14 protein-coding genes and 2 pseudogenes are annotated in these 12,556 nt (G+C 35.7%); 6 read left to right on the top strand and 10 right to left on the bottom strand.

Features of this window, described 5'->3' with window-relative positions; genetic code table 11:
* Positions 1-46: 46 nt before the first annotated feature.
* Entirely contained in the window at positions 47-769 is a 723-nt protein-coding gene (locus HPT25_RS14665) for a TetR/AcrR family transcriptional regulator (RefSeq protein WP_173065503.1), read from the bottom strand.
* A gap of 179 nt (positions 770-948) precedes the next feature.
* Between HPT25_RS14665 and HPT25_RS14660 the strand changes: the two genes are divergently transcribed.
* Positions 949-2,171, top strand: a protein-coding gene (locus tag HPT25_RS14660; protein ID WP_173065500.1) for an IS3 family transposase whose coding sequence is annotated in 2 segments (ribosomal slippage) — positions 949-1,237 and positions 1,237-2,171 — 1,224 coding nt in all. Because the reading frame shifts where the segments join, the coding sequence is not laid out codon by codon here.
* 383 nt (positions 2,172-2,554) lie between these two features.
* Here HPT25_RS14660 and HPT25_RS14655 read toward each other — a convergent pair.
* Both HPT25_RS14655 and HPT25_RS14650 read right to left on the bottom strand, forming a co-directional pair.
* Entirely contained in the window at positions 2,555-2,872 is a 318-nt protein-coding gene (locus HPT25_RS14655; protein ID WP_173065498.1) for an NIPSNAP family protein, read from the bottom strand.
* Positions 2,873-3,107: 235 nt separating this feature from the next.
* Positions 3,108-3,929 carry an SDR family NAD(P)-dependent oxidoreductase gene (locus HPT25_RS14650; protein ID WP_173065495.1) on the bottom strand — a complete coding sequence of 274 codons (822 nt, stop codon included), beginning with the start codon at positions 3,927-3,929 and terminating at the stop codon, positions 3,108-3,110.
* 194 nt (positions 3,930-4,123) lie between these two features.
* Here HPT25_RS14650 and HPT25_RS14645 point away from each other — a divergent pair, with 194 nt between their 5' ends.
* Positions 4,124-4,435 (top strand): helix-turn-helix domain-containing protein, encoded by a 312-nt coding sequence (locus HPT25_RS14645; RefSeq protein ID WP_173065492.1) that lies wholly within the window; start codon positions 4,124-4,126, stop codon positions 4,433-4,435.
* A 283-nt stretch (positions 4,436-4,718) separates the two neighbouring features.
* Here the strand turns inward: HPT25_RS14645 and HPT25_RS14640 are convergent.
* Positions 4,719-5,288, bottom strand: a pseudogene (locus tag HPT25_RS14640) (DUF3231 family protein); the annotation flags it as partial.
* Positions 5,289-5,746: 458 nt separating this feature from the next.
* Here HPT25_RS14640 and HPT25_RS14635 point away from each other — a divergent pair.
* Entirely contained in the window at positions 5,747-6,205 is a 459-nt protein-coding gene (locus HPT25_RS14635) for a hypothetical protein (protein WP_217269715.1), read from the top strand.
* Between the two features lie 41 nt (positions 6,206-6,246).
* Positions 6,247-7,366, top strand: a pseudogene (locus tag HPT25_RS14630) (IS3 family transposase).
* 83 nt (positions 7,367-7,449) lie between these two features.
* Here the strand turns inward: HPT25_RS14630 and HPT25_RS14625 are convergent.
* Positions 7,450-7,818 carry a MerR family transcriptional regulator gene (locus HPT25_RS14625; protein ID WP_173065489.1) on the bottom strand — a complete coding sequence of 123 codons (369 nt, stop codon included), beginning with the start codon at positions 7,816-7,818 and terminating at the stop codon, positions 7,450-7,452.
* Between the two features lie 236 nt (positions 7,819-8,054).
* Here HPT25_RS14625 and HPT25_RS14620 point away from each other — a divergent pair, with 236 nt between their 5' ends.
* Entirely contained in the window at positions 8,055-8,792 is a 738-nt protein-coding gene (locus tag HPT25_RS14620) for an SDR family oxidoreductase (protein ID WP_173065486.1), read from the top strand.
* Positions 8,793-9,033: 241 nt separating this feature from the next.
* Here HPT25_RS14620 and HPT25_RS14615 read toward each other — a convergent pair whose 3' ends face one another.
* Both HPT25_RS14615 and HPT25_RS14610 read right to left on the bottom strand, forming a co-directional pair.
* Positions 9,034-9,534 (bottom strand): GNAT family N-acetyltransferase, encoded by a 501-nt coding sequence (locus HPT25_RS14615; protein ID WP_173065483.1) that lies wholly within the window; start codon positions 9,532-9,534, stop codon positions 9,034-9,036.
* Positions 9,535-9,682: 148 nt separating this feature from the next.
* Positions 9,683-10,525: a tyrosine-type recombinase/integrase gene (locus HPT25_RS14610; RefSeq protein ID WP_173065479.1), complete on the bottom strand. Its 843-nt coding sequence runs from the start codon at positions 10,523-10,525 to the stop codon at positions 9,683-9,685.
* 173 nt (positions 10,526-10,698) lie between these two features.
* On the opposite strand from HPT25_RS14610, the gene HPT25_RS28360 reads away from it, so the two are divergent.
* Positions 10,699-10,866, top strand: coding sequence for a hypothetical protein (locus HPT25_RS28360; protein ID WP_217269997.1), 168 nt, complete (start codon positions 10,699-10,701; stop codon positions 10,864-10,866).
* Here the strand turns inward: HPT25_RS28360 and HPT25_RS29370 are convergent.
* The 3 genes from HPT25_RS29370 to HPT25_RS14595 form a co-directional block, all read right to left on the bottom strand.
* Positions 10,815-11,105, bottom strand: coding sequence for a DUF2691 family protein (locus tag HPT25_RS29370; protein ID WP_173065476.1), 291 nt, complete (start codon positions 11,103-11,105; stop codon positions 10,815-10,817). The two genes, HPT25_RS28360 and HPT25_RS29370, sit on opposite strands and share 52 nt — an antisense overlap.
* A complete protein-coding gene (locus HPT25_RS14600; protein ID WP_173065473.1) occupies positions 11,096-11,311 on the bottom strand; it encodes a hypothetical protein in 216 nt (71 codons plus the stop codon). Before HPT25_RS14600 ends, HPT25_RS29370 begins: the two co-directional genes overlap by 10 nt.
* 351 nt (positions 11,312-11,662) lie before the next feature.
* Positions 11,663-12,403: a hypothetical protein gene (locus HPT25_RS14595; protein WP_173065470.1), complete on the bottom strand. Its 741-nt coding sequence runs from the start codon at positions 12,401-12,403 to the stop codon at positions 11,663-11,665.
* Positions 12,404-12,556: the final 153 nt, after the last annotated feature.

The raw sequence follows: 12,556 nt of genomic DNA, 5'->3' as shown, positions 1-12,556 counted from the left end.
TAAAATTAAGTATTGAAATACTTCCATTTCCGATCCTCTCCTTTCATTACTCCGAAGAAAGAGGGTTTTTAACTGTACCAACACCATTAAGAAAGATATCAATCATATGGCGAACTTGAGATTCATCATCCTGTGAATCATGAGATTCTGAAAACATCTGTTTCATTGTTATATGTGCGAATATCATTCCCATAAATACCTTCATTGCTGCTATGGTATCTACTTTTCGAAAAGTTCCGTTTTCAACCTCTGAATCCAAAATCTCTCGAGTTGCCTGAATAATACCAGGAAACGTCTTTTCCCGAATCGATTCGAACAACTCAGGATGAAACATCGTTTCAGAAAACATAGTCTTTACCAAGCTGCGATGTTCCTCAATGAGTTTTACCCGATCAAGCGCAAGTTTAGTCAGTCCCTCCTCTACAGGTATCTCTGGTCGAGCAGATAGGTATGACTCGATCCCCTTAAGAATGAAAGGACGAGTCACATACAAAAAAAACGGCAATAATAAAGCTTGCAACAATTCGTTCTTAGTCTTGAAATAGTTGAAAAGGGTTCCTTCTGACACACCTGCTGCTTTGGCAATTTCACTAGTTCGACCTGCAGTGAATCCCTTTTCGGAGAACACCCGAATGGCTGCCACAATTATATCCCAATGTTTTTGACTAAAGTTCATTTCAATACCAATTTCATTCTTTAAATCCGTTAAAGAAGATTGAATGCTTTGAAAGTCCGATTTACAAAATGGACCTCCTTCCCCCATTATCATGTTCACACCTCCTTTTTTGATTGAGTACTCACTCAAACATATGCAAAACACTTAATGGTAATTCAACAATAAGTTAAGTAATTATTTCAAGGTATTCATTTCTTATTAGCCCCAAAATGAACTTGGACAGTAAGAGTAAATTTTATTATACTGCTTAATGTACCAAGGAGGCTGACATCATGAAGCGAATAAAACATTCAAAAGAGTTTAAATTACAAGTCATTAAGGAAGCCCGAGAAACAGGAAATATTACCCTTGTAGCTCGTCGGTATGAATTGAATCCAAACATGGTTAGTCGATGGATCCGTGAATATAAAGATGGAAAATTTGGAGACATGGATGTAGCTGTTTTGCCAGACCTAGATTCCAAAGAATTATCTAAGGAAAATGAAAAACTCAAAATGATTTTGGGAGAAAAAGACCTTGAAATAGCGATTTTACGGGATTTAATAAAAAAGAAAAACCCTCACTTACTGAAAAACTTGAAGTAGCTGATCAATGGATTAACAAAGGCTATTCTATTTCAAAGGTGCTCAAAATTATCGGTATTCCTCGTTCCACCTATTATTATCAAAAGAACTACCGGGTGGAAGAGAAAAAAGTGAGTGAGGGTCGTCCAGCACCTGGTTATTCCTTTAATGAGGAAGGAAAAAAAGTATCGGATGAACAAATCAAAGAATTTCTGTTAGAAGAAATTGCAGGCGATGCTTATAACTATGGTTATCGCAAATTAACCAAAGTACTTCAAAGAAAATATAGCCTGACTATTAATAAGAAAAAGGTATATCGCCTATGTAAGGAACTTGGGATCTTACGACCACAACGACAAAAGAAAGTCTCTTTTCCACGTAAATTAGCACGAAATCGGATCATTAAAGCTTCTAATCAACTTTGGGAAGCAGATATTAAATACGGATATATCGAAGGAGAAGATCGCTTTTTCTTTGTCATGTCCATTATAGATGTCTATGACAGAGGAATCGTTGCCTATCATATGGGATTAAGCTGCACCGGAGATGATGTAAAACAGACTCTGCAAAGAGCGTTATTGAAACGCCAACAATATGCTAAAAAGGAAAAACCTGTGATTCGAACAGACAATGGGCCACAGTTTATTTCGCATACCTTTGAAGAGTTTTGTGAAAATTCGAAAATGGAACATGAAAGAATTCCACCAAGAACCCCAAATATGAATGCCCATATAGAATCTTTCCATCGCATTTTTGAGGACGATTGCTTGTCCAGATGGCAGTTTGAAACCTATGCAGAAGCATATCAGGAAGTCATGAGATTTATGGTGTACTATAACGAAAGACGGATTCATTCCAGCCTTTTAGACTTGTCGCCAAAGGAATTCTATCAAAAACAAAACTCGTTGGTAATCAAGGAGGTCCGGGTATAATGGGCTGTACTTATTCAAAGCAACAGCTTGATTTGGAGTGGTGGGCATGATAGCCTTGGTCGGCGATGCCAATGTTTGAAACAGCTGGCTTCTTGGCAGAAGAATCATGCCCACAGAGGCTCCATGTCAAGCAACATGGCCTTTTTGAAGAATAACGAAAGAAATCTAGTAAATAAAAAACTAAGAAAATAAAAGAATAAGAGAGATATTGTCCAAAATTCGGGGGTTAACCCGGGCAGGTTATTACAAAAAGCCAAATTTCTCAAAATTAAAATTATGAAATTTGGCTTTTTTGTTGCTTTGGAAAAGCGACCGATTGCAGAATAAGTAAAGTAATATTTCTTTATCTGCCTATTTAGAACAAAAGATGGAATTTAGGCGATTTACGAGTTTTCGATTTTTTCCACCAACGTGTAATACCCACCTTCTGCTCCTTCGATTAGATGTTTAATCTTGTTAAAGTGTTCCGAGAAGTCAGTTTTTTCTAACCAGCTTTTATGAAATTCAATACTCTCAAAGGTAGTCATCATAATTGCCTTGTTAGTATCGACAGAACGATGCCAACGACTACTAATCCAACCATGAACACCTTTGTTCTTAAAGTTAAGCAATTCTTCAGCTTGGGTTGCTACTAATTCATCTAGTTTGCCAGGTTTAGCAGTAAATACATTAATCCACACTACTGGTTTAGTAGATTTCATTTAAATAACCTCCTTGAATTTAAATTACCTTAGTACATCCCATTGCTAAATTAAATAACATCTTCTGAATTAACTTCAATTTACTTGCAAATAATCTCTACTCTTATATTTAAGAAAATGGCCATATTCATAAAGAAAGAGCACAATTCAGTTGAAGAATCGAGCCCGATAATGAAATAAGTTACTGATATTCTGTTTCGCTACAAAAAGCACCCAGTTTTATTGGCGAATATCATTAATCCATATATTGCTCATCTGGCTCATTCAAAGCTGCCGCCAAGATTTTCTCTGCAACAAATTCAGGAGTATCAGATGCATGTGAAGAACCTTGTGGATGCTGCGGACGAACGCCCAGAGCGTTTTTGCCAAAATCCGTTGCAGTAAGGCGCGGATAGACGGAAATCACTCGGATTTGTTCTGAGGCCAATTCGGCTCGTGCTGTATCGGAAAGCATGTTCAAAGCGGATTTGGTAGCCGCGTAGGCTCCGATTCCAGGAATATTCATCTTGGTGACCATCGAACTTATATTGATGATCAGTCCACCTCCTTGATCTCGCATGATAGGGATCGCAGTTTGCATGGCCGTTAATGCTCCAATTACATTGAGGTTAAAGATCTTACGGAAGTCATCAGGATTGAGATCGGCGATCGTGCCAAATGCAGCTTGTCCTACGTTATTGATGACCACATCCAGGCGACCAAAGTGCCGCGCCGTTTCCTCAATGACCCTTTGAACCTGCTTCGGATCGCTCACGTCAGCAGGCAGAGCAACAGCGTCATTCCCCCGGCTCTTCAATTCCCCGGCGAGATGATTTAGTACATCGGCAGATCGAGATACCAAAGCTAATTTGGAACCAGCGGCGGCAAAACAGCGTGCTGTGGCTAAGCCGATGCCAGCGGATGCTCCAGTAATAAGAACGACTTTGTCGCGGATTTCCATAATAAATGTTCCCTTCTTTGAATGATTAATACTGACCCAACCAACTGATTTCCCTAAAAATCTGTGTTCTGAAACAGATGGTATATGTTCATTGATTTTATAGCTTAAGTTTGACATTATTAACTACTATACTCTTTTATAGAATTGGCGATTAGCCTTTAAGTTACCGCCAGTTTACTTGTTTTTGATTTACTTCACGGCACCCACAACCTTTCAAACAGATAATTAATTATATTCTGCACTTTATTGGATATTCCTGTCTCTGTTTGTTTTATCACTATTATTGATATTGTTTTCATGAGGTGAAAACAATGAGTGAAATTGTTAAAGTTATTGGTGAAAGGCTTCGACTTTTCAGAAAAAGATTAGGATTAAGCCAAGAGGAACTAGATGATAGAGTATCACTTCATTTTACATACATTGGCCAAATTGAACGTGGGGAAAAGAACTTAACTTTAGAAAGCCTAGAGAAAATTTTAGTAGGGCTTGAAATAACATTTGAAGAACTTTTTCATAATGTCACCCCTAAAGGAAACAAAACAGTATTAGCAGAAATAATAGAAAACCTTGAATACAGAAGTCTAAGTGATCAAAAAACAGTCCTGAGGCTTTTAGAATTATAAACTATTTGGAAAGATAGTAAATGATAAAAGATGTACCTTTTCATATCAGAAAGGTGCATCTTTTGATTTATCGCTCATAATTGCTGTTATGAGCGGTTTCTGTCTTATTTAGAGTTACAGTCTTTTTTTGCCACCAAAGTCTTTTTACTTTAGATCCTACATGGCAGCCATTTATTATTCGAATGTTTAAAGAAATTAAAAGGGCGCTTCTCCCCACCAGAACATTGCCTTATACTGATCAGTATCTTGACACAATATTAGTAGATATTCTCAAACGGTAAACTTAAGATATGGATTGGTAACTGCACTTTTGATACCAGTGCTGATTTAAGAAATCCAATAAATAGAACAGCTGAATCTTCTTACTTAACAGCCCTAGTTTGTTATTAGGTTGCCCTTTTCTTAAGGCTTCCCTGTCTGTATTTTGTGGTGGTTGCTCCATCCACATGTTATTAATCATTAATTTAATACCATCAGTTGCATAATCGAAAATTTCAGCCATTAGCCTAGTGTAATGTCCACCTAAATCTCTTCTAAGACTTGCACTCATTGATGCTCCATATGCGGCAATGTTCATTGCGGTTAAACTTGTAACTTGAAACATCATTAATTTATCTGAAAATGCTGCATCAGATGATTTTGAAATTGTTGAATCCCAGGTTGTTGGTAAAGGAATTCCTTCTTTAAGAAATATTTCTCTAAAAACAGTTTCATGTTTTGCGGCAATCTCCATGCCCCGCTCCATATATTTTCTAACTTCAGGTAAATTAGCTTTTTGTGAAAAACCACCCAAAAATGTTCTTCCAATAGAATTTGTCTCGCTATTAGTAGTAATATGTGCTATTTCAACAGCTGTTAACGGACGATGTTAACCGATTAACCCTGATAAAAATATTTCACTTTGTAGGTATTCGGCTTTATCCATTGGAGGTATAACAGGAGAACGAATCATTACACCTTTTTCTAGGAGTAATTCACATACCGCATTGAATAACTTTATATACATGTCAGGAGTTTTTGAAAATAATGCAGTGGGAAAACACTCCTCGCTTTTTTAGTCTCAGCCAAGAGTGCTGTTTTAAGGGACAAACTTTGCTGGTAGTTAAAATCGTAGTAAATTAGCACAATAATTTGCATGAAAAATACTTAGGGCGTATAAACTCTGAGCAACTTGTCTATTTGATTAATAAATAATTGCGCTCATTACTTTATGTATACTTCTTCATAAGAAGCTTTTTTTAACCTATTTTTTAAGGTTGTCCAAGCACTTTCATATAGAGAGAATATCCTCTATTATGGAGGTGATGAAACATGTCAAGCAGGGACAAATATCATAAAGAAACACATTCATTTAGTAATGAAGAACTCGAGCAACAGCACAAGGATATGCAAGAATTGAGCAATGCGGCAACAGCCCTATTTAGAATTCCAGTCTTTTTTAGTCACCAAAATCTTTTTACTCTTGGTCCCCCACCTTTTAAACCACCATTTACCAAACAGAAACGGTTTATAATTAGGATGTTTAAAGAAATTAAAAAAGTACTCCTTTTCCCTAGAACATTGCCTAATACTGACGAGTATCCCGATACCACTTTGGAAAATATTGGTACAATCGTTAATTCAAGCTATGGATTGGCAGCTGCTCTTTTGGTCCCAGATAGACCTGTTGAGGGTACGGGCGAACCATATTCACCATTCTTACAGATTGAACCAGCAATGGGCTATCAGTATGGGCTGGATAGGCTACACTTAGTTGGACAGAATTTTTAAGGTCAAGTAGACTACAGATAATATATTTGAGGAGTATCTACATGCCTAAAAGAGAACGTCGAACATTTACTGAAGAGTTTAAACAACAGATTGTGCAATTGTACCAAACTGGTAAGCCTAGACAGGAAATTATTCGCGAATATGATCTAACTCCATCTTCTTTTGATAAGTGGGTGAGCCAAAGTCAGAAATCTGGGTCTTTTAAAGAAAAGGACAATGTAACCGAAGAACAAAAAGAACTGATCGAACTTCGAAAACGGAATAAGCAACTAGAAATGGAGAATGACATTTTAAAGCAAGCTGCGCTGATACTAGGACGAAAGTAAATGTGATCAATAATAACCAACACAAATACTCGATATCAGCAATGTGCAAAGTCCTACAACTACCGAGAAGCACCTATTACTATGAAGCGAAGGAACGACCAAAAGTGGATGACATTACGTCTGAAGTAATCGAAATATTCAGGCAAGTTACCAAAATTATGGGACACGTAAGATCAAGGTCGAACTTTAAAAACGTGGCCTAATCGCGTCGAGAAGAAGAATTGGCTGCATTATGCAGCAACATGGCCTTGTCTCTCGTTACACTGTCGCTCAATTTAAGCCCCAGGTGAAATCTTGTAATGATTCAGCACAGAAAAATGAACTTAACCGTGAATTTAACCAAGAGGAAGAAATGACGGTTGTAGTAAGCGATTTAACATATGTAAGGGTCAATCAAAAATGGCATTACATATGTGTATTTGTCGATCTCTTTAATCGAGAAATTATAGGCTTCAGTACAGGTCCAAATAAAGATGCCTTACTCGTTTATCGAGCATTAGCTTCGATCCAGGTGGATCTTCGAAAAATAAAAATGTTCCACACTGACCGTGGAAATGAGTTTAAGAATAAGCTGATTGATGATGCCTTAAAGACGTTTGATATTAAGCGTTCTTTGAGCATGAAAGGCTGCCCATATGATAATGCGGTAGCTGAAGCAACGTTTAAAATCATCAAAATAGAGTTTGTGAAAGGGAAACATTTTGATAGTTTAGAAGCGTTAACAAGGGAATTTCATGATTATGTTTACTGGTTTAACCACCTACGAATTCATGGAACCCTTGGTTATGTAAGTCCAAAAGAATACAAACAGCAACACCTTAAAAAAGTTGTCTAGTTTAGTGTTTCCATACCAATTATTGCTAATTTGGGATGTTTACTAACGGCCCGTTTCGAGATAATTTTCTACCTATGATTCCTTTATTTGAGTTCTCTTTCTTTAAGATCATACATAGCTGCTTTATAACTTATGACTTCCAGATATTTTAGATTCTCATTAATTTTATTTTGAACCTTTGTTTTGTGTTGTAGGATCATTTCCTTTCTCTGTGAGATGGTATCATCCCCTAACTCATTTAACTCAAGATACTTTTTAATTTCGGAAATAGGCATCCCTGTCAATCTTAGAGCACGAATGAAATTCAATACCTCAATATTTTCATCGTTATATACTCTATTCCCCCCAGAATTACGAGATATATTTTTTAATAACCCTTCCTTTTCATAATATCTGAGTGTATTAGCTGTTACATCTAAATGCTCCACTACATATTTCATAGAATATGACATTATGATTATCCCCTTTAGGTTATAGTAACAATAACTTTAGGAGTGTATCAAAGAGGAGAGTAAACTTCAAGATCCTTATTTTAATAGTGCTATCTTCTAGAAAAAACTTAATTATTGACTTGTAGTTAGAAGAACAAACTATACTGAATGTGTAAAGTTGATGGAGAGATTTTAAATAATCCAGATTATCCTGTAAAGCTAGAGGTTCTTATGGGAATAGAGAAGGAGGATGTTTTGTGTCAATTATTAAAGACAAGGTCATTGTTATTACTGGTGGAAGTAGTGGTATGGGAAAAGCAACCGCAACTTTGTTAGCGGAACGAGGTGCCCACATTGTTGTTGGTGCACGAAGAAAACAGAACCTTGAAGAATTGGTCACTTCTATCACCTCCAACGGTGGTTCAGCGAGTTATCAGGTAACAGATGTGACAAACCGCAGCGATGTTGAGAATTTGGTAAAACATGCTGTGAATTCCTATGGAAAAGTTGATGTAATCATAAACAATGCTGGAATTGGGCCAATTTCTCTCCTCGATGACCTACGCGTAGGGGATTGGGAGCAAATGATTGACGTAAACGTCAAAGGTGTTTTGTACGGTATCGCTGCAGCACTGCCCATTTTCCGCAAACAAGGTTCAGGACATTTCGTCAATGTCGCTTCGACTGCAGGACTTAAAGTTACGCCTAAACAATCCGTATATGCTGGCACAAAGTCCGCTGTGCGTGCTATTACTGAGGGTTTGCGCCAAGAAGCTGGTGATAAACTTCGCGTAACAATCATTTCACCGGGCTTTGTAGACACGAACTTTGCCGACTCAATAACAGATATGGAAGCTAAGGCACAGATAATCAGCACAAGAGACAAGATAGCGATTTCTCCAGATGCAATTGCCAACGCTATTACATTTGCAATTGAGCAGCCATCCGATGTTGATGTGAATGAGGTTATTATTCGTCCTACCGCACAAAGTTAGAGTTGGTTTAAAATTAAAGTTTAATCAATATGGGATAATAAAACCTGATTCAATTAAAAAGATAAGAGCCTGCTTTTGAAAAAAGTTTTATCAAAAGTAGGCTCTTAAAAAATTTAGTTCCGGAGAGTTTTTGTAAAAAACTTTGATCATTTTCTGCTCCTGTTATTCCTTTTAATGGCCCGATTCAGTAAGGCCGCTTTCTTTATCAATAAATAGAGCACTTTAACAGAGTAAATGAAAATCATAATAATTTAGACATATAATACTCATTATAGGGTGTTCCATTAATTATAAGTGAATTTCTTTTGGTACCTTCAATTTCAAATCCACTTTTCTTATATAAAGCTATACCTGCTTCATTTTGGGTTACCACTGTAAGTTCTAATCGTGAAATATTTTGCCTTATTGCCCATTCTTCTAAAGATTGAAATAAAGTTGTTCCTATCCTTTGCCCTCTGTATTCTTTTAAAATACCAATTACAAGATAAGCAGAGTGCTTAGTTCTTTTAACACTTCCACCGATGGCAATCAAATAGCCTACTAACTTTCCATCTTCTTGCTCTGCAATAAAAATTGTAGAATTGCTTTGCTGTTCAATACGTTCTAATTGTTTACTTTGTTGTTCAGCTGTAGTTTTTCTTTCTCCAGATTCCATAAGCATAAAATTAGCTTCAGTTTCAACTTGCTTAATAAGATTAATAAAATTCTCTGCATCTTCAGGTTTAATCTCTCGAATTATCATAAAAACCCCTCTTTCTTACAACCCAACCCATTACTTAATTACAATTATTTCAAATTCCCTAACGTTACTCAATCTCATATTCTTTAACTGAAAAAAACACGCTCAATAAAGAACGTGCCCACCAAGAATTTTAAGTTCAATTATTCTGTTAGAAGTATTTGCTATAGAAATCGTGTCTCAGTTTTCCACTTAATTCAGCATATATTTTAGTTGTTTCACTCTTCTCATGACCAAGTAAGCTCTGGATTACTTCAAGAGGCGCTCCGTTATTGATCATGTGAGTCGCATAACTATGTCGCAGTTGATGAGGATGGATCCTCTTCTTAATTCCTGCACGACTTGAAATTCGCTTAATTATATATCTTATCAGGTCGATACTCATACGTCTTTTAGGACTTCTCTCGGTGATAAACAAGCATGGATCCTCATCGTCCCGTTCGTCTAAATATCTTTTCAACCAAAGGGAGCAACGAATATTGAAGTACACCTCTCTTTCCTTATCGCCTTTTCCATGAACAATAACGGAATTCGTAGAAAAGTTAATATCATCACGATTGAGTTTTACTACTTCTCCAATTCGGCAACCGGTAGAATAAAAAAATTCAAATAATGCATTTTCCATGGAGGTATGGCACGCTTCCCGTAAATGCTCTATTTCGATCTCTGAAAGGAATTTTGGGATTCTTTTGCCCAGTTTTGGTTCCTTCAATTTAGCAGCTGGATTCTTTGTAATGAAGCCTTCATCATATGTCCATTTGAAAATTGATCGTATACAACGAACTCGATGCCCTAGACTAGATGGCTTTAAATGCTCACCCGCCTCAATTAAGTAGCTTTTGAGTTTCTCTGTAGTAAATTCACTCATATCAATATCGCCAAAGAATTTTAATAACAGGTTATGTTGAAAGCAATAGGTTTTCAATGTTAGAGCTGAATATCCCTCGATTTTCTTATCAAGTTTATACTTCTCCCAAGTTTCAGATAATAACATTGCACTTTCACTCTCCTGATTACGAACCAATTAATCTTGATTCTATTATGCTCAAAAAGAGTAAATTTTATACAAGACTTATTCAACAATCTAAGAAAACTATTTTCAGTATAGTCTCATAGCCCTTGGGATACATAATAATGACGCTTTCCTTGTTCTGGAAAAGCGCCCGATTGTTGAAGATCGTTATTGAAGTAATGATTCCCGTTACTTTAAGTGAATTACATTACAAAGTTGCGGACAAAGAAAAAAACTTTGTTATTCCAAATATTGATGAGGGACTTTATATTTATTCGAGATACCACTTTTCACCTTTTTCTATTAGGCGTAAATTAATGTAACCGAGATTCTTTATATGCTTATAGGCTATATCAAGTAAGTCTGTGTTCTTAAATAAGATCCCAAAGTAATAAGCATCAATTATTAAGAAATAAAATTCACAATGACTATTGTAAAACTCAATTAAATTTGTTATGTCGGTATTATTTATATCTTCATATGTACACGATAATGGAAAGCCACGTAAACTTAGGAAAATTGAATAATAGTCGTTATCTTTCAGTATCTTCTTCAGTTCCATACCACTAATAATTTTAATACCATAAATAAATCACCATTTTCGACTTCATTATTCAATATAGGATGCGTTTCACTCGTAGTTACTTCCCATTGATACTTCTGATAATCAAAGAAGTTTAATATTTTGTCTACATCAACAGTCAATTTATTTTCATTATCAGGAAGCTCAAAATAAACCCCTATATATTCATTCATATTATTACTCACATGTTTTTCCCTCAGCACCATTTTTATTTTATGCCACTATTATATCAATAAATAGGGATGTTAATTGGATTTCTTTTTTTACTTTACTGCCATTTTATGGATTAAGGACCATGATAAAATGGACTGCTGCTACAGTCCATTAATTCTTCAAATCTTGCGCCCGATTGTTGAAGATCGTTATTGAAGTAAAGTACTCTTATTTGAAGAACATCAAGAAAGATATTTTGTATAATTTATGAATTGATTCAAAAATCTTTTTAGATTAATAAGCACTTCTTAAGGATCTTATTGGATATATTGTTATTATTAATAAACTTTGAGCTATTTAAGGGAACCTAAAGTGACCATTATTTATTTAAATTCCACTTCCATGAACTCTGTACCACTTTTATCGTATTGATCTCCAAAAATGGTAACATGTTTATCATCTTTCCAATAGATATTGAAAGAGGAGATAATGTATGGGTTACTTCCTGAAAATTCACTGTATTTTCGTAATTCCCCTCTCACTTTTCCGTAATAAACCTGTATAGGGACGTTATCGTTGTAATGCAACATCCCTTTTGAATAGGTGAGCTTCCTTAATTCCACGACATTGACATGATTAGGAGATTCGCTTTTTTTAAAAGGGAATAGCCCTAATTCTTTTTGGACAACTTGAAATGGATTAGAATTTGAAACTTTGTCTGGAACATTAAATTCAATTACTTCTGGATCTTGTCTCTCTCCTGATAGAAGAATCGTCGCTTCATCATTGTTTTTCCAATTTATCGATATATCAGAGGACATTAGACTTTTCCTATGATTATTGATTACCCGCTGGATTTTAAAATTTTCGTACGAAATCACAACATTTGGATCACCAAAAGAAAGAGTACCTTTTTGTACCACTTTAATTGTATGGTTTTGTTTAGGAGATTTGCTTACAACCAGATATGTATCTTCAGGTTTCTGGTTAACCTTTGAGGTTAATACAAACACCGAATAAATAATGGCAACTAGTAGTATAAAGCCTACTATTAAACATCCCGCACCTGATAGAACCTTGGTGCGCTCCAATTGATATTCGATCTCATCATCAGCTATCAACATAATCGTCCTCCCTACTTGTTTAGAGTTATTAAGTAAGACTTTATCTAACCTAATAAAATATATCACATCATTACATAGAATATCTATGTATATAAATATTCATAAGCAATCTAAACATAGAAAGAGCACAATTCTGTTGAAGAATCGCGCCCG

Source organism: Neobacillus endophyticus (assembly GCF_013248975.1).
Classification (GTDB): Bacteria; Bacillota; Bacilli; order Bacillales; family Cytobacillaceae; genus Neobacillus; species Neobacillus endophyticus.
This window is presented reverse-complemented; position numbering and strand designations above follow the sequence as displayed.